This is a genomic window from Iodobacter violaceini, from assembly GCF_011601265.1.
Classification (GTDB): Bacteria; Pseudomonadota; Gammaproteobacteria; order Burkholderiales; family Chitinibacteraceae; genus Iodobacter; species Iodobacter violaceini.
Window position 1 is genome coordinate 232,036 of sequence record NZ_JAAOLX010000008.1, and the last position, 20,195, is coordinate 252,230.

Genomic DNA, 20,195 nt, shown 5'->3' on the forward strand with positions numbered 1-20,195 from the left:
GCATTTATGTCCGCTGTAATCACGAATGAAAGCTACGCTTTGTCCGTTCACAAACGCGTAGGCACTGTAGCGTTTGGCATGCTCAGTGGCGAGGTTGGATTTATTGAAGGTGCGATTGAGTTGGCATCTTTGCGCCATGAAGCCGCAGTCGAAGAAAACGACCCTGACTTTATGGCTTTTGTTGTAATTGCATCCGAAACGGATAGTCTTCCCATTGGTACATCAAGAGAATTATGGTCTAAAGAAGCTTTAGCTAAGCATCAACCCGAAATTGATGCAGCTACTGTGTGGGCAAAAAAAGTGGGGTTAGCAGCCTGTCAATCTCTTGCGGAGCGTTTCCATGCCTAACCTGTCATTCAAGCGGGACGCACTAAAGCGCGCCTCTAATGTCAAATGTTAGGCCGCGCAGCCAGCATTCAAGGACTTCAGTGTATGCACTCAACCAGCTCTCGTGCGATGTCGGTGGGTCAACGGGTTCGCTTGGCGCGCATCGCAGGTGCGATGTACCTTGCTACCATTGCATTCGCTCTCTTCGGTGAAGCATACGTTCGCAGTTCGCTGCTGGACGGCAGTAGCGCAGCACGGTCAGCCGCAAACTTGATTGCATCAAATTCTTTGTACCGGATCGGCCTTGCGACTGATCTTCTCACCTTTGTTGGGGTCGCAGTCCTTGTATGGGCATTGTTTCTCTTGCTCCGGGAAATCGACTCTCATTTGGCGGTCCTGGCGCTCATCTTCCGAACGATTGAGCTGGGCGTCCACTTCTCTGCCATCGCTTTCGGCATGGTAGGCATGTCGCTGCTTGGTGGCGGCGAGTACACGGGAGGGTTAACTCAATCTCAACTTCACAGCATGGTGGGCATGGTGTTGCACGGTCAGATGGCAGGGCTTGGTATTGGCTTTATTCCACTAGGCCTGGGCTCCGCAGTTTTCGCCTTCTTGCTGTTCCGTTCAGGCTACGTCCCCAAGATCCTGGCTGCGTGGGGGATACTTGCATCAGTTCTTCTCGCCAGCTATTCCTTTGGCGTCGTCTTGTCGCCCAACACCAGCGACTACTTTGTCGCCGGCATGCTCCCTATGTTCATCTACGAGGTCTCGCTCGGCTTCTGGCTGCTTTTTTATCGTGGCGCTGCCAGGTTGCAAAGCACGGCCTAAGCCATCGCTCAACCGGCCCGCAACGGCATACCGGTTAGCTCAAACATTATGTGCAGTTGATTTTGGAAGGAATGGGTGATGCCAAGCAATAGTCTTAATGCACGTATACCAGCTTACAAAAGCGTATTTTCCAGCGGAGAGCTCCAGAAAACCTATCAAGACTTAGTTGGTATTGTTCAAAATCTAAGAACTGAATTCTTAAAAAAATACCAAGGTGAATTCTCGGTAGCGAATGTGCTGCATGGTTACATAGATTTCACATACTTTTACTTACAAAACAATTATCTCAAGACTAGAAAGCTAAAGCTTGCATTGGTTCTAAACCATAAAAACGCAAACTTTGAATTGTGGCTGCTTGGACAAACAAAGGATGTGCAGATCCTTTATTGGAAAAAACTAAGCGATGTGAAGTGGGTGAATAACGAGGCAATGCCGGAGTATTCAATTTTCGAAGCTCCTCTGCTTTCGGCACCGAACTTTGATAATGCAAAAAAGTTATCGGAATCAGTGCACAGTCAATTTAAAACTTTGGTACAGGACATTTTCGAAACGCTGAAGGCTTACGAGTAATGCCACATAACCCTGCAGCCGGGCGGGGCAACCGCTGCGCTTTTGGTTCCCGGTGCTTCGCTCCGGCGGCCCCTCACTTGCAACTTAGGTACAAGCATTTCGGCGATGATAAATAAAGAACAAAATCCTGTCGGCTGGGCCATGTTGATGCATGAGTTAAATGATGCAAGAGAGCATCTAAGCAACCTCATTACGGAATCTCAAAACACCCCGGAATATGATGAAGTCAATTTGAGAGTTGATTTAGGCCATGTTTATTCGCATTTAAACCGGGCTTGGCATCATCGAAATAAAAGCGGAGATATTTCCGAACCCGAATGGGTTGAGTCCTCAAAATTTCCCACCGATTTGGAGCCAATCTAAATGCCATCTAAACCTAACCCGTCCATCAAGCGGGATGCGCTAAAGCGCGCCTCTAATGTCAAACGTCAGGCCCAGCAATGAAACAACCGAACATCTTGTTGGTTTACCTGGCCATACTGATAGCCGTGGCAGGTGTGGTCATTCACGCAGGCGCCGTCATTGCCGGTCCGTCCTGGTTCGCCTTTTTCAATGCCCCGCCATCCGTGTTTGCATCTGCTCGTGCCGGAACCTAGCTGGCTCCGGTCAGCGCACTGACTATTGCCGGGCTGATGGCAATCTGCGCGTTGTATGCTGCGTCCGTGGTTGGGCTGGTTGGCCGGCCACCGCTACAGCGACTGGGCCTGTTGGGCATGGCAGTGGTCTGCCTGCTTCGCGCCATGATCCTCCCCCCGCTGGCCATCAATCATCCCGAGCTGCGCAACACCTTCGAAGTGGTCAGCACCCTTATCTGGTTCTTCGCAGGCTTAGGCTTTGCCACCGGCTTTCGTATCGCAAAAGCAGGGCCAAACAATTCATTAAAGCCAAATCCGCTTCGCGGGCCGGCTTAATTCAGACGTCAGAGGGGATTCACATGGATGAGTATCAACAAACATACGAAAGCAACAGCATCCCAAAAAATGAAAAGGCAATGACTGCCCATCGTATTTTGGCCATTTTCTATACGGCCATTGCCGCTATTGTTTTTGCTGTTTTCGTATTTAGATCTGAAAGCATTAAGGACTTCGCCGTTCCTTTGATTTTCTGCATCCCGGTTATAGTCCATGGACTAATCGCCTATGGCGCCGCCCGCGCAAACTCAATAGCGCAAACAGCCTCCATCATCGTTGCACTATTTATGCTCGCTGGCATTCCAATCGGCACGCTCATCGGCATATATCTGCTTCGTAATTCGCGCTGGGAGAAACAGCTTTTCAACAAGGGCAAAGCCTGACTCATCAATCAGGCTGACTGGCCGGAACGTGCGGCTTTTTGATTCAATCGCAGCAAAAACCTAAAGAGAAAACCATGGCTTCATGCTCATACTGCAACACAACAATTCTTTTCGGAGGCAAGCGCACTGGCGATCTTCGCTTCTGCAATGAGAAATGCGCGCAAAAAGGGGCACTTGCCTTAGTTGCGAATCAACTTTCACCTGCGGACGTTGCCTCTTACATCTACCGGGTCTACCAGGGCAGTTGTCCAAAATGTTCAGGCCCCGGTCCAGTCGATGTACATACGTCGTACCGGGTTTGGTCAGCACTGGTTATGACCTCGTGGTCAAGCAGGCCGCTGGTTGCTTGCAAGTCATGCGGCACAAAGCAGAAGCTGGGCGATACCGCTTTCTCACTGTTTCTTGGCTGGTGGGGATTTCCATGGGGCATCATTATGACCCCGGTTCAACTAGGAAGAAACATCTTTACGCTTCTGAAGGCTTCTGATCCAAACGCCCCTTCACCTGCGCTGGAAAAGATCCTCAGGCTTCACCTCGCTGCTCAGCTCGTGGAGCATCAGCATCAAGAGCCTGCAGCCTAGCCCTTAGGTCAAGCGGACACGCAACGGCATGCCCTCGCGCGCCGCTCACCTCAAACGTTATGACATTCACGCCTATGATTAACACACTCTTATCAAAAATCAGTGATCTTCTCAACGAAGGCGCGCTGAACTACTCTGTATTTCTACGCACTTATGAGATGGTAGCTCGCGAAGGTATTTCTTCGTCAGAGCTGGTTTGCCTGGCGCTTGGGCCGAGTGTGGTTATCAATGGCATCCGGAACATTGCCGTCACTGATATTCTTCCTGAAATAGAGGCAAGTCTTACCTATGCAGGCGATAGCGGTGCGGGGCCATCCGCTGATGTACTGAATTCTGCGAACTTCAAAAGCCTGCTAGCCGAAATATTGGCTGACGTTCGAAATACCATAAAAGAGTCACAAAGAGTCGAACAGTTTTGGCTGGAAGAAGGCCACCCAGCCTATCCTGTTTTCTGGGATTTTGCCTTTTTGTTCCGCAGCAGTAATAAGGCAGTTATCTTCATTGGGTCGCGTTCCGACTGATGTCTAACCCAGCGCTCAGCCTCGCTCCTTTCAGCCGCTGGACGTTGCTGATTCAAACAGACTGATTCAAAAAGCCGGCAGATCACCGGTTACCTTAACGTTAGCCATTACCTAAAAGGGACAGTATGCGCATACCATTTCTTCAGCTCGCAATGATTTGCTCACTCGTGGCCCATGCAGATCACAGTGATGCACTAAAGGCCTGAACGCTTTTTCAGGCGGCCCGGTCTGCAGCGCCCTAAATAAAACTTTAGCAATCTGAAGGAGTCTTGCGTGAAAGTTGAGTTAGCCGATCCCGAATCTCCAGAGGCTCAGCAGCTTCTGTCCAGCCTCTCCCAGACGCTACAGCAGATTACGGGCAGCAGCGGTACGGCGTCATTCGATATAAGCGACGTTAAAGTTGAAGGAGCTTGCTTCGCCATTTGCCGCTTATCTACCGGCGTTCCAGTTGCATGCGGCGCTCTTCGCCCGCTCCAGCCTGGTGTGGCCGAGCTCAAGCGCATGTTTGCTGTGCCAAATTCTAAAAGTGCAGGTGCTGCTGTTCTCGCGTTTCTTGAGCAAATGGCAAGCGAGTTTGGCTATGGCGAGCTTTGGCTGGAAACGCGCAGGGTTAATGAGCGGGCAGTCTCGTTTTATGAGCGTCATGGTTACCACCCAATCCCCAACTTCGGCCGCTACACCGGCAGGGCCGAAGCCATCTGCCTTGGCAAGCGGGTATCTTCCGTCCCTTTGCCACCACAGCCAGCTACCCAATCCTTCCATGGGGCTTCTTATGGCAAGCCGCAAAACGATCCTGACGCCTGAGTATCTTACCCGTTTGAGCCATTAGCAATTTGAATATACAGGTAAAAAAATGAAAGTTCTGTCGTTTCTGTTAAGCCTTTTCATCCTTACAGCTTGTGCGTCGACTGATACAAAGCCAAAGCAATATTTGATCAGTCACATCATGTGTGCCACTGAACAAGAGGCCAATCAGGCACGTCTCCGTGTGCTGGCCGGAGAGCCATTCGAGGATGTGGCTAAAACCATATCGACCGACCCGGGTACAAAAAACAAGGGCGGGCGAATCGCTCAGTGGTCTGCTGCCGGCGCCTTTTCTGCAAATTTTGCCGATGAGGTAAAGCAGCTGAATATTGGTCAGATATCAGCGAAGCCCGTTAAAACGGAATTTGGCTGGCATGTAGTAAGGGTGGACGCCATTCACTAAAAACTTCAAAAGTTATTATGTGTCTCAATCGCAAGCAGCCCAAACCTAAGCTATCCGGCGGCCCCCTTTCCTGAATGGGGCACATTACCGAACGCAGTAATGCGCAGGTGAGTCTGGATTTGCCATCATTAAATACATGTAAAAAACATCAAATCCAACCTGCCCCTGGAGGGTATATGTCAACAGAGCAAAAAGTTAAAGGCCCCGCATCGTATTTTCCTTCGATAGAGAAAAATTACGGACACCCGATAAGCTATTGGCTCGAATTACTTAATCATTCAGGCGAGCGCAAACACATGGAATATGTAGCGATGCTAAAAGAAGAACACAAGATAGGCCACGGGCATGCAAATGCCCTGGTTGCATACTTTTTGTCAAAAAAATAAAACGCCTCAACAGAATTGAAAGCAAGCTGGCGCTATCCCGCCACCGCTGAAAAAACAATCAGACAAAGCCAGATTCTTACGCCGCCTTTCACTTGCTTGCAAAAAGCAATGATCAAATAAATTTACGTGTAATATTGTGTACTATATTTACACAAAACACGTCAGGCTTCGCCCTCAAGGGAACCAAGCCTGGCGCGTTTGGGTCCGGTGGTTTTTCTGGCATGTGAAGGAATTACTGTCTTGTCAGGTACGTTTTCCTTGGAAGACTTTTAATTCCCTGGCTCTGTTTTAGTGACTCACTTACTTCGTTTTTTGAGTTTGCGGCATTCAGGCAGATGAGCCGGGGCCTGCGGCTTTAACGTAAATGCCGCGCAGAACAGCGGCCTTGTTTGACGTCAAAGCTGCAGCAAAACACTAAAACCCACCGCCCTGTTAACCATGAAAGAGAGCTGGCAATGGATATCGATGCGCTGATAAAAATTTTGATGGGGTTTTTGAATGAACGCCATGGGAGTTTCTATACGTCGACCAACCTGCGCGACAATCCTGATGTTTGCCATGCCAGTTGCCTTTGGTTTTTGGAACACGTCGCAACAGACGGCCTCATGGAGACGCTTTCAGCGCTGAGCTCGATGAGCAAAAGTACTTTCAAGCTGGCCCAAAAACATGCGATTTCCGGCCCCAAAATGCCGAAACAGATGCTGGATAAGGTTAGGAGCAGCGGCCGCAATATTTCAGATAAGGATGTGCAGGCCATCCAATACGCTATTTCTGCCCATCAGCAGCCACGCTCATACATTGGTGATGTGACTACATTCGTGGCCAACGTTGTAATCAGCATGATGACATCAAGCCAGGACAATATGATGATCTATATGCTGGGAGGAGGAAGCAGTGCCGGGCATGTTATCTGCCTTCGCCGCCACGTTGGGGGGATACTCATCTACGATCCCAATATGGGCGTGATGAGCGCAAGGCTTGCCGATACGGATACGTGGGCTGAAGTTCTTCGGCGAATCCTGTCCTGGTACCGTGACCAGATGCAACTGACCCGCTTCGGATACCTGTTCAAGTAGACACAGGACTCAAAAAGACACCGAATCAGGTCTTATGTTTGAAATAAAGCAGTCAATTCAGACGGTTTTGCAAATTGCTGTAAATTTTATTTTTGTGTGATGTAAAACCCGGCCCTTTTGCTTCTGTTACTTTCGGCTCCACGATTATTTAAACCGGAGTCAAGCCAGCCAAAACCAGCTTATCTTTACCATTTTTAACTAAACCATTTATTTAAATGATGAATACATGGCCCGGCCCAATAAAAAATAAAGATATAAAATAGTTAAGTCATAGAAATCATCTGCTTTTTCAGACCATTCAATTATTAATCTGAAAAAGCAGCGAAACCAGCAATAAAAACAACTGTACGTTTTTATTAAAACGGGCAACTCGCAGGCAGGACGGCAAGCCCCCCCCCTGTTTTATTACAGGCTCAGGCATGCCCGCACCGGATTATTTCCTTACAGGCTGGCGGAGTAATGTGTTGTGGCGATTCTCTTCATCATTGCGGCTGTCTTTTACAACCTTGGCCCAAGCTCACAATTTTACTTAAATAGCCTGCTTCCTATAGAATCATGAAGTATTAAAAGCCGCGCGGATGATTACATAAAATTGTAATCGAAAACCCATATACAGCTGATTACCTATATTGAGATTAATCCGGCTTATTAATAGTCATTAATTAATAAAAAAAACACACCTTCACATGGCATCGAGCCTATTTTGAATATTCTGTCTATTTATCGCCTGGCTGATTTACCCCGTATCGCAGCCCTCAGTTTTTTGCTTTTTCTATCCACTCAGCTCACTTTGGCTTATCTGAGCTTTGATGGCAATGCCTCTGTTTTCTGGATTCCCTGCGGATTAGGCTTGGCTATTTTGTTAATCAAAGGGCAAAAATACTGGCCGGCGCTGTTTATCAGTGCGCTGGCCAGCGATCTGTACCGGGGAACACCGGCGCTGGCTTCTTTGATTATTGCCATCACCATCGTGCTCGAGGCCTTGCTGATTGCGGCCCTGCTGAATAAATTAAGAATAAAAAACACCTCATTCAGCCCCCTGCTTTGCCATAGCCGTGATTATATTTATTTACTGCTGATTGCCGCCCCCTGTGCTTTATTAGGGGCATTCAGCGGCGCGGGTACGCTCTGGTTAAATGGGCTGATCGGGCAGCAGCAGCTCTTCAGCAGCATGCTGAACTGGTGGCTGGGTGATGTGCTGGGCATTGCCACCATCTGCCCCTTGCTTTTAGTATGGCAACAGCGCGCCAGTATGTGGCACCAGCGTAAAATTGAAGCATCCTTATGCTTTGGCCTGGCCTTTTTACTTGGGCAAATTGTTTTTGCAGGATGGTGGCACCAGTCGCTGGGGCATATTGCTCAGTCTTTCTGGGCTTTTCTGTTTGTGATCTGGGCAGCCACGCGCTTTGGCCGGCATGGCAGCTTATTGCTGGTCGTCATGACCACCACGCAGGCCTTGTTTGGCGCGCTGCACGGCATCGGTTTTTTTGCTGCCGATCTGGCTCAGCATCGTTTTCTCAATGTCTGGCTCTATGCCATGGTGCTGAACTTGGTGGGCGTGCTGCTGGCCTTGCTGATTAATGAGCGCAAACATGCTGAAGCACTGGCGCAAGAGAGCGAGCAGCGCCACCGTACTTTGGTTGAATGGTCACCGGAAGCCATTGCCGTGCACCGCCATGGCACGCTGATTTATATGAACCCGGCCGCCATTGCGCTGGCTGGTGCCAGGGATGCACAAGCGCTCATCGGCCAGTCATTACTCAATTTGGTTCACCCCGATTATCACCAGACAGTACAAAACCGCACCAGGCTGATTTCTGAGGGCGGCGTGGCCGAGCGCATGATCGAAATCAAGCTGATTCGCCCTGATGGCGTGGTGGTTGATATCGAAGTACAAAGCACTTTAATCACACTGGATGGCAAACCCGCTATCCATGCGCTGATCCGGGATATTACCCAAAGAAAACAAGCCAGCCAGTACGAGCAATTTCGTAACCGCACATTAGAGGTATTAGCCAGCGGCGCGCCTCTTTTACAGCAGCTAACGACGCTGGCTCTGGGCGTAGAGCAGCTTTATCCCGCCATCAAATGCAGCATTTTATTACTGGATCAGGAAGGCCAGCATCTGCGGCATGGCGCGGCCCCCAGCTTGCCGGATTTTTACAATGAAGCCATAGATGGGGTAGCCATAGGAATCGGAGTGGGCGCCTGCGGCACAGCTGCTTTTACAGGGCAGCGCGTAATTACTGCAGATATCGCCACCCATCCTTTTTGGGATCAGTATAAGCAGCTCGCTGCTGACGCAGGCCTTGCCTCATGCTGGTCTCAGCCCATTATTGCCTCCAACCACCAGGTACTGGGCACTTTTGCCATTTACCATGCCATCGTCCACTCACCTAACCCTCACGACATCAGGATCATTGAGCAATCGGCCCATTTAGCCAGTATCGCCATTGAAAGAAACATTGTGGCCGAGAAGCTCAGCGCCAGCGAAGCACACTATCGCTTACTCACCGAAAATGTATCTGACGTAGCATGGCGGCAGGATATCAATAACAACTACACCTATATCAGCCCTGCAGATGAAATACTGAGGGGCTATCCGTCTCACGAAGTGGTTGGCCTGCATATTTTTGAGCATCTCACACCTGAGGGAATCGCTTTTATCAAACAAAAAAGAAAGCAGAGGCTGCAGGAAGAAAACAGAGGCATTCAAACCGGGCCTTACACATTAGAAATTCAGCAGCGGTGCAAAGATGGGCGGCTGATCTGGACCGAAATCCTTTCTACCCCGGAGCGTGATGCGCAAGGCCAGATTACCGGCTATTACGGCATCACCCGGGATATTACCCAGCGCAAGCAGGATGAGGCCGAGCTGCGCATCGCAGCAATTGCCTTTCAGTCACAAGAAGGGATGTTTGTGACCGATGTAGACTGGCACATCTTGCGGGTAAACCATGCGTTTACCACCATCACGGGCTACAGCCCGCAAGATGCACTGGGGCAAACGCCGATTATGCTCACCTCTTTACGCCATAAAGCCGCTTTTTACAGCGGGATGACCCATCACATCCGGCAAAAAGGCACATGGCAAGGGGAAATCTGGAACAAACGCAAAAATGGCGAGATCTTCCCTGCCTGGCTGATTCTGACCGAAGTGAAAGCCGAAAATGGCGAAGTCACCCACTATGTGGCTACCCTTACCGACATTACCTCACGCAAAGCCGCAGAAGAACAAATCCAGAGTCTGGCTTTTTATGACCCGCTCACCGCCCTGCCCAACCGCCGCCTGCTGATGGACAGGCTGGCCCAGGCCATGACACTGGGGGCACGGCATGAAAGCAAAGGGGCCTTGCTTTTTATTGATCTGGATAATTTCAAAATTCTGAATGACACCCTTGGGCACGATACAGGCGATCTCTTGCTGGTAGAAGTAGCCAAGCGGCTTTCTGCCAGTACCCGCCAGGGCGATACCGTGGCAAGGCTGGGCGGCGATGAGTTTGTGGTCATGCTGGAAGACCTGAGCGTTAATGCACTCGAAGCGGCCACAGAGGCAGAAGCTGTCGGTGAAAAAATCCTCAGCACCCTCAATCAGATTTACCAGCTTGCCGGTTACAGCCATCACAGCACGCCCAGCGTAGGCATCACGCTGTTTGGTGAACAAGCCGAAAGCATAGACGAGCCATTAAAACGCGCCGATCTGGCCATGTATCAGGCCAAAGCTGCTGGGCGCAATACGCTGAGATTTTTTGATCCGCAAATGCAGGCCGATGTTACCCACCGGGTAGCACTGGAAGCGGGCTTAAGGGAGGCACTGGAGAGCCAGCAATTTATGCTGTTTTATCAGGCACAAGTAAAAGGGACAGGACAGCTAACCGGCGCTGAAGCACTGGTACGCTGGCGTCACCCTCAGCAAGGCATGATCTCCCCCACAAAATTTATCCCTTTAGCGGAAGAAAGCGGCTTGATTCTGGCGCTGGGCAACTGGGTTTTATCAGCCGCCTGCAAGCAACTGGCCCGCTGGGCCAGCTCACCTGAAATGAGCCACCTCACCATCGCCGTTAACGTCAGCCCGCGCCAGTTTCATCAGGCCGATTTTGTTGAACAGGTCCTTAATATCCTTGCCCGCACAGGGGCCAGTGCACAGCAGCTCAAGCTTGAGCTCACCGAAAGCGTGCTGATTGCCAATGTAGAAGATGTCATTCTTAAGATGAGTATTTTGAAACAGCAGGGCGTGGGATTTTCGATTGATGATTTTGGCACCGGCTACTCCTCGCTCTCTTACTTAAAACGCCTGCCGCTGGATCAGCTTAAAATTGATCAGAGCTTTATCCGCGACATTCTGACCGACACAAACGATGCCGCCATCGCCAAAATGGTGATTGTGCTGGCCGACAGCCTGGGCCTGAGTGTCATCGCCGAAGGCGTAGAAACCGAAGCTCAGCGTGATTTCCTGGCCAGCCAGGGCTGCCAGTCCTATCAGGGCTACCTGTACAGCCGCCCCCTGCCCCTGCACGAATTTGAGGCTTACGCCCTGTCAGAACTGATAGAGACTTAATATGACCATTCAGCAACTCAGCCACCTGACCTTTATTGTTAAAGATCTCAATCGCATGGCACAGTTTTTATGCCTGGGCTTGGGCGCGATTGAAATCTACGACAGCCAGAGCCAGCACTTCTCGCTTTCCCATGAAAAGTTCTTCAGCCTAGGCAGCATATGGATTGCCGCCATGCAGGGTGATCCACCTGCAGAACGCAGCTATCAGCATGTGGCATTTAAAATTGAAGAACACGAGCTGGCAGACTGCCTGGCCAGGCTTGAAGCCCTGGGCGTTGAAATCAAACCACCCCGCCCCAGGGTAGAAGGCGAAGGGCAATCGCTCTACTTCTACGACTTTGATAACCACTTGTTTGAGCTTCGCCAGCTCAAACCCTCACAACTCATTGATATAATTATACTAAACAATAAAACCTTCTAATAAAAAAACATCAAACAACATGCCTTTAAGCCGCATTTTTGCTAGGGCCTCTTTCTACTTATTAGAACCGCCCATCAAAAAATCTACTGAGATCTTTTCAGCATATACCAGCATACCCAAGCCCAATGTGCATTAATTACATCAGCTTACCTAGCCAATACACCCTACCTCTTATTGTGGGCCTAGTAAGCAAAGATTAAGATTATTGTACTAATCTTGGTCCCTTATAGGTAGCAGGCATGAAAAAAGTAATACGTTTAGGCGACCAAACCAGCCATGGCGGAGCGGTTGTCAGCGCGGCCCCCAAGTCAGTTTTCTTTGGCAAAGCAGTGGCGAGAATAGGCGACACGGTAACCTGCCCCATTAATGGCCACGGTCCTTGTACGATTATTGAGGGAGACCCATCGTGGAATATTGATGGTAAACCGGTAGCACTTGAAGGCCATAAAATAAGCTGTGGCGCGGCACTCATATCCAGCATGCCGCAATTAGGCAGAGCATATGAGGGAATGGGTGCAATACAAGAAGGCTCCGCCGTTAGTGAAGCGCTTAAAGCAGTTGCTAAATCAGCCCCAGGCCTAGCCGCTGAATTTAATCAGCACGTTATTTTTCAAGACCACGAAGGAAAGCCCATTAGCAGCTTGCCCTATCAAATAAAAGGCCCGGATGGCGCAATAGTAGAGGGGAAAACAGACGCTAGCGGGAAAACCCACGTAGTAGCAGGAAAAAGTGGGGATGCAATGGACTATGACATAACAAAGCAGGATAAATAATGGCAGACGCTTCCACCGCCAGCTCAGTAAAACTGACCCCCAAAGCGGACAAAGCAGGCGTTAAAGTAACGTTTAAGGTTTTCTGGAAAACAACGCGCTTTTGGAAAGAAGAGGACATCTTAGACTTTCAAAGAGCTGTGCCTGCTATTGTCGAGCGACTGCGTACAGAACAATACTGGGACAAAGAAGGCAGTATCAAAGAAAACAAATTCACCTGTGAAGACTTCGCCATTAGAGTCTTGTGCGAATATGCAGCCCCCAAAGGCTTACCCGTAAAGTTAACTACGGGAGTCAGAACTTATTGGAATATGGAAGTTTACAACCCCAAGGCGCATGCAGATTATCAATCTAATGTTTACGGCTTTTCTGAAATGGTCATGCTGTCTTATGGTGCACCCGATATGCAACGCCTTGGTGTCAATACTGAGGCGGTAAAAGATCCTGAATCACTTAAAGCAGGTGATATTTTAGCGCTTGCGCATGACTGCAGGGACCGATAACGTTGACATCTTTTTCCGATTTAGTTGAGCCAGCCCGCTGATTAGAAAGGCCACCTGTTCCGGTTAAGTTGAGCCAGTGTGCTGGTTCGTGACTGGCAGCGCTTAACACGCATTCTGAGAACAGAAGATCACCTATACAGTTGCGCTGCAAAAATGGTCATGAACTAGTAAAGAGTGTTGGGATGTTATTGTGGCAAAGGGTGTATACAGTGCTTGAAAGATTCCTGGCCTTCTCTGGAAACGGCGCATAAGGTGTCAAAAGCACGTGAGGGGCATTGCCTCTCTGATTACTATGTGAATGCAAATACGAAAATCACTTAGCAATGCCATCGTGGACATATCTGGGACGCTATTCCTAGCATGGTTTTTAGGGGGCATTGGTGTCAGCAAGGTAGCTTTCTAATACAGATTAATAGCCCCCGCAGCAAGTTACAGAAAAAGTATGCGGTTTCTGAATGGCACGGGTCTTAGAGCAGATGTTTTAAAAATTAACCCTTGGTCCAGTTGAAGTAGGTTGCCAAATAAGGGTGCCTTTATTTTTCTGAGCAAGGTGGCGCTATTTCTTGCAATTGCACTGAACCATCGTCCTGAAATTGGCAATCGAGAACATCTCCCTCGACCCACCCCATTTCTTCCAATAAACCATCAGGAAAGAGCAATATGCCATCGCCGCTACCAGCGTCTTGAATTGTAGTGCACCACCTTTTAGCCATTACCATTGTCCTTACTCCAAATGAAAATGCCACTTCAGGGCAACTTCTTATCAAGGTGAGTACTTTAATTAATATTCTAAATGACAGCCATGCCATTTTATCTTTACGCAAAAAATAGGTTTCTAAATTAAATGTAAGAACAAATTATGTACCTTTTGCTGTAGAAACGTAGCGCTACCCATCAATTCTTGTGATGGTGGAGCGGTAGTACAATGGACTTGCCTTGTGTTTTTGATCAAGTGAGATGGTTACTATTTTGTCATGGCTGCGTGGAGCTGTTCTGCCGGGGATGATGCCTTAGCAGCCGTGTGGATTTAAATTAATCACGCATTGGGCATGGCAAATGTCATGTTCACAGATCATCTCTCGATACTTGATCATTCCTTAAACTGTTTGAGTCAGGAGTTTGAAATGGAATGCCCTAATCAAAATTGTTATTGGGTAGCAGCAGGACAATTGCTAGCGGGTGAATATCCACGTGATCAAGACCTCAAAACATCACAACAAAAACTGCAGAAATATCTAAATGCTGGCGTGAGTTTTTTTGTGGATTTAACGCAAGAAGGAGAGCTGTCTCGCTACGATAATTTGCTGCCAGAGCTAGCTTTAAATGGTCAGCCAGTTAGATACTTGCGCTTTGCCATTCCGGATAAATCAGTTCCTGGCAACAAACTGTTGATGCGGAACATTCTGGATTCGATTCATCATGCAATCGGGCAAGGACATTGTGTTTATGTTCATTGCTGGGGTGGCGTTGGGCGAACAGGCACCGTAGTGGGCTGCTACTTAATTGAAGGGGGGATGTCAGGGCAAGAAGCGCTCATTCATTTACAGCAACTATGGTCGTCCGTCGATAAAATACATCGTCATCCAATCGCTCCTGAAACACAAGAGCAACGGCAATGGATTTTAGATTGGGCTAGCAATTAGTGCGTATCAACTGCTGTACTGGGCCACAGTAATCACATATATGGCCCAAGCCGCGATTGTTATGAGTAGAGCCTGATGAATTGCTACCATGCTCCGGGCAGGGTGAGCCGCACTGGTTAGAATAATCCCGCACTTTGGTCGGGTATTTTAACCCACGAAGGTATTCAGAAATAGATGTTCACTTCTGCCACGTATTGTCTTATTGAGTTATTTGGATCCACAGCAGACACATGTGCCCCCTACAACGCTTATGCATATTCAAGCGTCGTCCCTTCCTGTTCTGCTACTTGAATATGCGTAGTGGTGACATCATTGCACGTCTTCAGCTTCGTTAGCTTACTGGTAAAGATTCTCCAAATATGATCACTACTATTTCGGTGTGACTCAGGCTTTCTGAAACGCCCCAGATATAGGACGTCGTTAGGAGGGCTTTGTACTGCAATTAGAATCTACCGACATGTGATGTCCTTAATTATTGGATTCACTGCTCCGTTTTCTCATCGCTTCTAAGCGCTCTTCAAGTGACAAAATTCGTGGTTTTGGCTGATCAAATGGGAATAGAAGATTTAAATAGTGACAGCGATCTAAAGCGCTGAGAGCTTTCAGAAATGTTTCTAGATGCCCTTGGCCGTATGTTTCAAGCCGTTTATAGGTTCTTAATGCAATGCCAGCTCGTGCAGCAAATTGTACTTGTGACTCTTTGCGTAATTTACGACTCCGCCGAATTTTTGCAGCTAAATATGCACACAACTCCTCATTAGAGGCTTGTTTTAAGTGCTGAGATTCTTGTTCAGGAGTCATTTTTTTTGAAATAGGCCAAATTTGGCACCATTGTAGCGGGTGTTTAATTCAGCTGTTAACAAACATCAAGCAACCTGCTAGCATTAGTGTCGTTAGCTAAACAAAAACACTACATCTTGTGTTTTTGTTTAGAAACCACGCAAAAACCAAAGGCCGACATGACGTCGGCCTCGGGAGTTTCTTAAACTGCTTGAGAACAATCTGAATTAGATCGCTTCAGTGGGGACTGCAAGCATACCTCTGATAAGGATCATTCTCAATAGGCGGTGATGGAAGGCGTGTATACCCACATCAACTATGAGATCTAACAATGTCTAATTTAAAGACAACCGGAAGTAAAGCTGCAACGGCAGCTTCTAAAACGTTGAATAACGGTTCTACAGGCGCAAATTCGCGTACAGCCGCAGCAAGTGCACTTTCTCAAGCGCACACACCACAGAAACAGACATCCGCAGCAGCCGCAACTGCTGCATCCAAAGTTTTAAGAGATGGTCGAACCAGCGCAACCTCAAAATCAGCCGCCGCCAGTGCACTTGCGCAAGCACGTGGAGGTAAAAAATGAATATCAATTTGGCCCATTTAAGAGTGCAAGCAACAAATGGTGGTTGGATTGATTTTGCCGTGTTTGATGCAAAATCAACGACTGGAAATAATAGTGCGCTTTTAGCCCAGCTAACAAATTCAGCTCGTCAATCTGGGCTAAAAGTTGATCAATCTGCTTTGGCATTTCAATCAAGTGGAAGACTACAGTTTGTTGGTGATACAAATCTAGTTTCATACTTAGCAAAGAGTTGGCGCCCTCACTGGACGCATACGATTAACGTCTAATTATTTAAGGGGGAATACAATGTTATTCCCCCTTATCTTTGCATCATCACGATCGTTCTTACCACGCGGCGAGATTCTAACCTCAGCAGGCAAACCTATCATTGTTCCACTCATATTAATAAAGCCAGTAGCACCTTTGTGCGAGCATAGAAACGGATGAACACACTAAGGTGACCTTTTAAATCTCTGTAAATTTTAAGCCCCCACCGTAATGATAACCACACCTATTTATTGCTGATGATGTTTAGCCCAACCACCAAAAGGGATATTTTGGCTGCGAGCATGATGAACAGGCGAAGCTTCGTAACTCGTGCTGGTGTTTTCCATTTTATTTACATCATTACTGACCTGCTGCTTATGGTGTTCATTCCAACCACCAAATGGTGTTGCTTCGCTCATCGCGTGATGTGAAGACGGCGAGGAACTCTGCTTCTCTTCAGTAACCATGGACGTGGTTTTTTGTTCGGTAGCGGCGCTTGTTAAGGAAGCCCCTTCAACCCGGTTGCCATCTTTAGCAGAAGCAGAAGCAGACATCACCGCTGCAATCATCAAAGCAAGCACAAAATTGGTTTTCATAATCAAAATTCCTTTATGTAGAAAGAGATATGCAAAAATAGCCTTGTGAGAGAGCGCGTTTTTGGGCGTTTGCAATCTCGCTCACCATGACCAGCACTTATCGATCAATGCCGCATCACATCAATCAAATGCTTACCTCTAGTCTATAAAAGTGATCCCAACTGTAGCGTTGCCGCCACGTTACAATTTTGTCATTTGATAGTATTTTTTAATATAAATATCAAGATACGAACTCACCCTTTACTATTTTAAAATAAAGCACGTAATTCTTATTAAGAATAAGATTTCAAATTTGTCATTCAATGGCAATCTCATTGTTAATGAAGATCTTCTACACTCCATATGGCACACATAGTTAATATGTGTAGCAATTCACTTTAATTATGAAAGGAATACATATCATGCTGAAAGTTATCGTATTAATCATGGCATTAGCCTTTACAGGAAGTGTGATGGCAAGCCCCGGCCACAATGCCTCTGATCAGCATCGTGGTTGCACAAAACCGCCTGCTCAATGCTGATGTTATGGCCTTATCTTGAGATAGAAAATGCTAAGGTTGAAGCCGCTTCGTGAGCGCTTTTAAAGAACAGGGCAAAGATAATGGACATCAGAAATATTGAGCATTTCTCATTATTACAAACGGCAGCGAAGCCAGTCCCTAGGCTAGAGCCTACAACAGCACTCAACCCTATCTCTACAGTGGAGCGTACGGAAGGAGCTCGTGAACAACCTAAAGAAGTGGGTAAAGGGAATACAATTGATACTTATGCCTAACATTCAGCATCCTGCTTAAACCGGCAAAATATCTGTTTGCCGGTTTTTTTATATGGCATTAGAGGAATTGTTTTACAGTCGCTACTTAATTCAAATAGCAGCAATATGTCAATTCACTTTGACAAGTAAGTCATTTCTTTCGCCCAAGCCACGTAATTCTTGTGGTATTCAGCTAAGTCTTTTTGCCCTGCAGTTTTTATCACAAAATAATTTAATATTGGCAGTTGTTGCCGAGCAATCTGCTTGGCTTCAGTATTTCTGGTCGCCGTTAAAAATGAAGATAAGCTGGTTACGACTTGGCCAGCTTTCGCTTTAGCGGAGGCTTGGACCAAGCTATCAACAATCAAGGGCATATATTTCAAAATATAATCAGCATAGACGCGTATTAAAGGAGCTTGTTGCAACAAGACTTGTCGCTCCTGATCAAAATCTTCACGCATGATGATTTTCTTTTCATAAAAGACCACGGGGGCTGCTTCTGATGTATCGCATTCCCAGCCAGGTCGAGGTGTTAATAGCTCAGCTTGATATTGCTCTTCACGGTAAGGGTAAAACGGCATAGTGCGGCAGCGAGATGGTTTGTTCGCATGAATACTGCAGAGATTGTCTTGTCCCAAGGCCGGGCATGCAAAAGAGGAAGGGATGTAGGAGCTTGGAACAATCAGCACAGCTAACTCTTTGCGATTAGCGAGCTTAATAGTGGTGCCTAAGCGGGATACCATCGGGTAATCCTTGCTTCCTTCTCGCAAAGGCGTCCAGATCATCGCTAAAGGAAAGCGATCTGCATGCAGAAAGGCATCCGCAATCGTTAAAGGTAATTGCCCATAGCAGCACTTACCACATGCTGTGCATAGGAAATTTTTAGCCATCAGTCTTGCTCATCTATATCGATGACGGTCGTCGTTCCGCAACACTTTTTGGCTTTTTTACCTGATCCACAATGGCATGGATCATTACGCCCCACTTTAGTCACATGGCGTTGTGGCCCTTTAGGATTAAGCTCCCCACTAACGTAAAACCATTGGCCATCTTCGCGGCGAAAGCTGGCCAACTCAGCCTGGATCATCTCTTGCTGATCTCGTTTAAAGCGAATAGCAAACTCAACTTGTGCTGTATCTCCTGTTTCTATCGCCCGACGAATATCTAAACGCCGCCACTCACATTCTTCAGATAGCCTTTCTGCTTCTGCACGATTGAAATCGGCCCGTACCTCAGGCGCATGAGTACGCTCAATATGATCCAGCGAGCCTTGAACAAACGCCGTATACCGTGATCGCATTAAAGCCTCCGCCGTCACTGCCGGTGTACCTGCAATAATGGGACCACAACATTCAGAGAAGTTTTGTTTGGAGCCACAAGGACACTGGGTCATAGAGAATCTCTTTTCAAAAATATTACGAGTAATAAAAGAAAAATAATTGCTTAATGTAATCCAACCCAGCCATGGTAGCCAACATATAAGCCGACAAGCAGAATCAGCCCACCAGAAAAATACGGCGCTTTACGGGCAAACTCACCAAATCCGCTCCAGCGTTTTGAAACATGTTTCACGCTTAAGGCGGCAACTACACCTGAGAGCACCAAGGTTAAGGCAAGGCCAATACTAAAGCCTAAAACCAGCGTTGCACCAAGTGCAATTTTCTTAAGTTGCAGGCAGAGCAAAAGCACGGTGACCGAAGCGGGGCAAGGGATCAATCCTCCTGTTAGGCCAAACATGACGATTTGCCCCGTTGTGACTTCGCGATTTGCAAAGCGGCGACGGATATCGTTGGCATGAGCTAGTTCATGCGGGTCTTGATAGCCCGGAGCAGAGATATCTAGCTGCTCGTAATCTGCGATCGCATGATGATGATGCTCAGTAAACTCCACATCATAATCATGGCTATGATGTTCATGCCCTAAGCGTAAGCGAGCTACAAACTGATGCGGCTCAGGGATTTCTTGCCTTGATTCAACAAAGCCATCGCGCTGTTCAAAACTAAAAGCTTGCTTGCTACCATCTGGGCGTTCTGTCTCTATATTAACTTGATCAGCTCGCCAGTTTTGGCCGGTCGGGCTATGGCGGTACAGACGAAAGCGTGGTGGCACACCCTCTTCGAAGACTTCTAAACGCACGACACCATGCCCAGTATCGATATGTTTTACTTCGTCATGGTGGTGATCATGGTCGTCGTGCTCATGTGCCGAACGCTGTTGCTGCCAAGTTCGCCACATCATCCACAGTGCCGTCGCAACAATCAGCACGGCAGAAGCCAGTTGCAAATAAGGCTCGCTGGTCTCGGCACTCCAGCGCTGGCCGAAGTACATGCCCCCCATCGCAATCGCCCAGACGACGGCGGTATGGGATAGCGTAGCGGCCAAGCCCAGCAGAACAGCTTGTGTGAGTGTGCCGCGCACGGCCACGATAAAAGCCGCCATCATGGTTTTGGAGTGGCCCGGTTCCAGCCCATGTAAAGCGCCCAGTAAAATAGCACTGGGAATAAAGAGCCAAGCGTTGCCTTGCTGCAGCAAGGTTGAAAAATCTAGCATG

26 protein-coding genes are annotated in these 20,195 nt (G+C 48.0%); 20 read left to right on the forward strand and 6 right to left on the reverse strand.

Going from position 1 to position 20,195, the window contains the following annotated elements; translation table 11 throughout:
* Nucleotides 1-6 precede the first annotated feature (6 nt).
* The 16 genes from HA050_RS16385 to HA050_RS16460 all read left to right on the forward strand — a co-directional run bounded on the left by HA050_RS16385 (nt 7) and on the right by HA050_RS16460 (nt 13,042).
* Nucleotides 7-348, forward strand: coding sequence for a DUF2489 domain-containing protein (locus tag HA050_RS16385; protein ID WP_166828448.1), 342 nt, complete (start codon nt 7-9; stop codon nt 346-348).
* 84 nt (nt 349-432) lie between these two features.
* Complete coding sequence (locus HA050_RS16390; RefSeq protein ID WP_166828451.1) at nt 433-1,155, forward strand: DUF4386 domain-containing protein; 723 nt, start codon at nt 433-435, stop codon at nt 1,153-1,155.
* Between the two features lie 78 nt (nt 1,156-1,233).
* The gene (locus HA050_RS16395) at nt 1,234-1,725 is read left to right on the forward strand and encodes a DUF7000 family protein (RefSeq protein WP_166828453.1); all 492 of its coding nucleotides are present in this window, start codon (nt 1,234-1,236) and stop codon (nt 1,723-1,725) included.
* Nucleotides 1,726-1,830: 105 nt separating this feature from the next.
* Complete coding sequence (locus HA050_RS16400; protein ID WP_166828456.1) at nt 1,831-2,088, forward strand: hypothetical protein; 258 nt, start codon at nt 1,831-1,833, stop codon at nt 2,086-2,088.
* Nucleotides 2,089-2,357: 269 nt separating this feature from the next.
* Entirely contained in the window at nt 2,358-2,636 is a 279-nt protein-coding gene (locus HA050_RS16405) for a hypothetical protein (protein WP_166828458.1), read from the forward strand.
* Nucleotides 2,637-2,659: 23 nt separating this feature from the next.
* Nucleotides 2,660-3,019 carry a hypothetical protein gene (locus HA050_RS16410; protein WP_166828461.1) on the forward strand — a complete coding sequence of 120 codons (360 nt, stop codon included), beginning with the start codon at nt 2,660-2,662 and terminating at the stop codon, nt 3,017-3,019.
* Nucleotides 3,020-3,057: 38 nt separating this feature from the next.
* A complete protein-coding gene (locus tag HA050_RS16415) occupies nt 3,058-3,600 on the forward strand; it encodes a hypothetical protein (RefSeq protein ID WP_205836470.1) in 543 nt (180 codons plus the stop codon).
* A 74-nt stretch (nt 3,601-3,674) separates the two neighbouring features.
* On the forward strand, nt 3,675-4,121 hold the full coding sequence (locus HA050_RS16420; RefSeq protein ID WP_166828464.1) for a hypothetical protein: 447 nt from the start codon (nt 3,675-3,677) through the stop codon (nt 4,119-4,121).
* 273 nt (nt 4,122-4,394) lie between these two features.
* The gene (locus HA050_RS16425; RefSeq protein ID WP_166828467.1) at nt 4,395-4,925 is read left to right on the forward strand and encodes a GNAT family N-acetyltransferase; all 531 of its coding nucleotides are present in this window, start codon (nt 4,395-4,397) and stop codon (nt 4,923-4,925) included.
* Nucleotides 4,926-4,974: 49 nt separating this feature from the next.
* Entirely contained in the window at nt 4,975-5,328 is a 354-nt protein-coding gene (locus HA050_RS16430; protein WP_166828470.1) for a peptidylprolyl isomerase, read from the forward strand.
* A gap of 176 nt (nt 5,329-5,504) precedes the next feature.
* On the forward strand, nt 5,505-5,714 hold the full coding sequence (locus tag HA050_RS16435; RefSeq protein WP_166828473.1) for a DUF4287 domain-containing protein: 210 nt from the start codon (nt 5,505-5,507) through the stop codon (nt 5,712-5,714).
* Nucleotides 5,715-6,169: 455 nt separating this feature from the next.
* A complete protein-coding gene (locus HA050_RS16440) occupies nt 6,170-6,790 on the forward strand; it encodes a hypothetical protein (RefSeq protein ID WP_166828476.1) in 621 nt (206 codons plus the stop codon).
* A 703-nt stretch (nt 6,791-7,493) separates the two neighbouring features.
* Complete coding sequence (locus tag HA050_RS16445) at nt 7,494-11,348, forward strand: EAL domain-containing protein (RefSeq protein ID WP_166828479.1); 3,855 nt, start codon at nt 7,494-7,496, stop codon at nt 11,346-11,348.
* Between the two features lies 1 nt (nt 11,349).
* A complete protein-coding gene (fosX, locus tag HA050_RS16450) occupies nt 11,350-11,769 on the forward strand; it encodes a FosX/FosE/FosI family fosfomycin resistance hydrolase (RefSeq protein WP_205836471.1) in 420 nt (139 codons plus the stop codon).
* A gap of 239 nt (nt 11,770-12,008) precedes the next feature.
* A complete protein-coding gene (locus HA050_RS16455; RefSeq protein WP_166828482.1) occupies nt 12,009-12,542 on the forward strand; it encodes a PAAR domain-containing protein in 534 nt (177 codons plus the stop codon).
* Nucleotides 12,542-13,042, forward strand: a complete 501-nt coding sequence (locus tag HA050_RS16460; protein ID WP_166828484.1) for a hypothetical protein — start codon at nt 12,542-12,544, stop codon at nt 13,040-13,042. Before HA050_RS16455 ends, HA050_RS16460 begins: the two co-directional genes overlap by 1 nt.
* A gap of 533 nt (nt 13,043-13,575) precedes the next feature.
* On the opposite strand, the gene HA050_RS21975 is transcribed toward HA050_RS16460, so the two are convergent.
* Nucleotides 13,576-13,866: a hypothetical protein gene (locus tag HA050_RS21975; protein ID WP_205836472.1), complete on the reverse strand. Its 291-nt coding sequence runs from the start codon at nt 13,864-13,866 to the stop codon at nt 13,576-13,578.
* Between the two features lie 300 nt (nt 13,867-14,166).
* Between HA050_RS21975 and HA050_RS16470 the strand changes: the two genes are divergently transcribed.
* A complete protein-coding gene (locus HA050_RS16470; protein ID WP_166828486.1) occupies nt 14,167-14,685 on the forward strand; it encodes a protein-tyrosine phosphatase family protein in 519 nt (172 codons plus the stop codon).
* Nucleotides 14,686-15,153: 468 nt separating this feature from the next.
* Here the strand turns inward: HA050_RS16470 and HA050_RS16475 are convergent, their stop codons facing one another.
* Entirely contained in the window at nt 15,154-15,486 is a 333-nt protein-coding gene (locus tag HA050_RS16475) for a hypothetical protein (protein ID WP_115228117.1), read from the reverse strand.
* A 310-nt stretch (nt 15,487-15,796) separates the two neighbouring features.
* On the opposite strand from HA050_RS16475, the gene HA050_RS16480 reads away from it, so the two are divergent.
* Together HA050_RS16480 and HA050_RS16485 are read left to right on the forward strand one after the other, a co-directional pair.
* The gene (locus HA050_RS16480) at nt 15,797-16,048 is read left to right on the forward strand and encodes a hypothetical protein (RefSeq protein WP_115228118.1); all 252 of its coding nucleotides are present in this window, start codon (nt 15,797-15,799) and stop codon (nt 16,046-16,048) included.
* Nucleotides 16,045-16,314: a hypothetical protein gene (locus tag HA050_RS16485; protein ID WP_166828488.1), complete on the forward strand. Its 270-nt coding sequence runs from the start codon at nt 16,045-16,047 to the stop codon at nt 16,312-16,314. Before HA050_RS16480 ends, HA050_RS16485 begins: the two co-directional genes overlap by 4 nt.
* Nucleotides 16,315-16,542: 228 nt before the next feature.
* Here the strand turns inward: HA050_RS16485 and HA050_RS16490 are convergent, their stop codons facing one another.
* Nucleotides 16,543-16,890 (reverse strand): hypothetical protein, encoded by a 348-nt coding sequence (locus HA050_RS16490; protein WP_166828489.1) that lies wholly within the window; start codon nt 16,888-16,890, stop codon nt 16,543-16,545.
* 601 nt (nt 16,891-17,491) lie between these two features.
* Here HA050_RS16490 and HA050_RS16495 point away from each other — a divergent pair.
* Complete coding sequence (locus HA050_RS16495; protein ID WP_166828491.1) at nt 17,492-17,665, forward strand: hypothetical protein; 174 nt, start codon at nt 17,492-17,494, stop codon at nt 17,663-17,665.
* A 113-nt stretch (nt 17,666-17,778) separates the two neighbouring features.
* Here the strand turns inward: HA050_RS16495 and HA050_RS16500 are convergent, their stop codons facing one another.
* Genes HA050_RS16500 through HA050_RS16510 form a run of 3 tightly spaced genes read right to left on the reverse strand, consistent with a single transcriptional unit; the run spans nt 17,779 to nt 20,194 of the window.
* On the reverse strand, nt 17,779-18,534 hold the full coding sequence (locus HA050_RS16500) for a YkgJ family cysteine cluster protein (protein ID WP_166828493.1): 756 nt from the start codon (nt 18,532-18,534) through the stop codon (nt 17,779-17,781).
* On the reverse strand, nt 18,534-19,037 hold the full coding sequence (locus HA050_RS16505) for a YchJ family protein (protein WP_166828495.1): 504 nt from the start codon (nt 19,035-19,037) through the stop codon (nt 18,534-18,536). Before HA050_RS16505 ends, HA050_RS16500 begins: the two co-directional genes overlap by 1 nt.
* 50 nt (nt 19,038-19,087) lie before the next feature.
* Entirely contained in the window at nt 19,088-20,194 is a 1,107-nt protein-coding gene (locus HA050_RS16510; RefSeq protein WP_166828497.1) for a nickel/cobalt efflux protein RcnA, read from the reverse strand.
* Between the last annotated feature and the right edge of the window lies 1 nt (nt 20,195).

What these genes read in the sequence shown, in the direction of transcription:
- HA050_RS16430 (WP_166828470.1), top strand. Translation starts at nt 4,975, where the DNA reads ATGAAAGTTCTGTCGTTTCTGTTAAGCCTTTTCATCCTTACAGCTTGT.
- HA050_RS16495 (WP_166828491.1), top strand. Translation starts at nt 17,492, where the DNA reads ATGGACATCAGAAATATTGAGCATTTCTCATTATTACAAACGGCAGCG.
- HA050_RS16470 (WP_166828486.1), top strand. Translation starts at nt 14,167, where the DNA reads ATGGAATGCCCTAATCAAAATTGTTATTGGGTAGCAGCAGGACAATTG.
- HA050_RS16435 (WP_166828473.1), top strand. Translation starts at nt 5,505, where the DNA reads ATGTCAACAGAGCAAAAAGTTAAAGGCCCCGCATCGTATTTTCCTTCG.
- HA050_RS16475 (WP_115228117.1), bottom strand. Translation starts at nt 15,486, where the DNA reads ATGACTCCTGAACAAGAATCTCAGCACTTAAAACAAGCCTCTAATGAG.
- HA050_RS16480 (WP_115228118.1), top strand. Translation starts at nt 15,797, where the DNA reads ATGTCTAATTTAAAGACAACCGGAAGTAAAGCTGCAACGGCAGCTTCT.
- HA050_RS16490 (WP_166828489.1), bottom strand. Translation starts at nt 16,890, where the DNA reads ATGAAAACCAATTTTGTGCTTGCTTTGATGATTGCAGCGGTGATGTCT.
- HA050_RS16500 (WP_166828493.1), bottom strand. Translation starts at nt 18,534, where the DNA reads ATGGCTAAAAATTTCCTATGCACAGCATGTGGTAAGTGCTGCTATGGG.
- HA050_RS16440 (WP_166828476.1), top strand. Translation starts at nt 6,170, where the DNA reads ATGGATATCGATGCGCTGATAAAAATTTTGATGGGGTTTTTGAATGAA.
- HA050_RS16510 (WP_166828497.1), bottom strand. Translation starts at nt 20,194, where the DNA reads ATGCTAGATTTTTCAACCTTGCTGCAGCAAGGCAACGCTTGGCTCTTT.
- fosX (WP_205836471.1), top strand. Translation starts at nt 11,350, where the DNA reads ATGACCATTCAGCAACTCAGCCACCTGACCTTTATTGTTAAAGATCTC.
- HA050_RS16405 (WP_166828458.1), top strand. Translation starts at nt 2,358, where the DNA reads ATGGCAATCTGCGCGTTGTATGCTGCGTCCGTGGTTGGGCTGGTTGGC.
- HA050_RS16395 (WP_166828453.1), top strand. Translation starts at nt 1,234, where the DNA reads ATGCCAAGCAATAGTCTTAATGCACGTATACCAGCTTACAAAAGCGTA.
- HA050_RS16485 (WP_166828488.1), top strand. Translation starts at nt 16,045, where the DNA reads ATGAATATCAATTTGGCCCATTTAAGAGTGCAAGCAACAAATGGTGGT.
- HA050_RS16460 (WP_166828484.1), top strand. Translation starts at nt 12,542, where the DNA reads ATGGCAGACGCTTCCACCGCCAGCTCAGTAAAACTGACCCCCAAAGCG.
- HA050_RS16410 (WP_166828461.1), top strand. Translation starts at nt 2,660, where the DNA reads ATGGATGAGTATCAACAAACATACGAAAGCAACAGCATCCCAAAAAAT.
- HA050_RS16505 (WP_166828495.1), bottom strand. Translation starts at nt 19,037, where the DNA reads ATGACCCAGTGTCCTTGTGGCTCCAAACAAAACTTCTCTGAATGTTGT.
- HA050_RS16455 (WP_166828482.1), top strand. Translation starts at nt 12,009, where the DNA reads ATGAAAAAAGTAATACGTTTAGGCGACCAAACCAGCCATGGCGGAGCG.
- HA050_RS16390 (WP_166828451.1), top strand. Translation starts at nt 433, where the DNA reads ATGCACTCAACCAGCTCTCGTGCGATGTCGGTGGGTCAACGGGTTCGC.
- HA050_RS16400 (WP_166828456.1), top strand. Translation starts at nt 1,831, where the DNA reads ATGATAAATAAAGAACAAAATCCTGTCGGCTGGGCCATGTTGATGCAT.
- HA050_RS16420 (WP_166828464.1), top strand. Translation starts at nt 3,675, where the DNA reads ATGATTAACACACTCTTATCAAAAATCAGTGATCTTCTCAACGAAGGC.
- HA050_RS16385 (WP_166828448.1), top strand. Translation starts at nt 7, where the DNA reads ATGTCCGCTGTAATCACGAATGAAAGCTACGCTTTGTCCGTTCACAAA.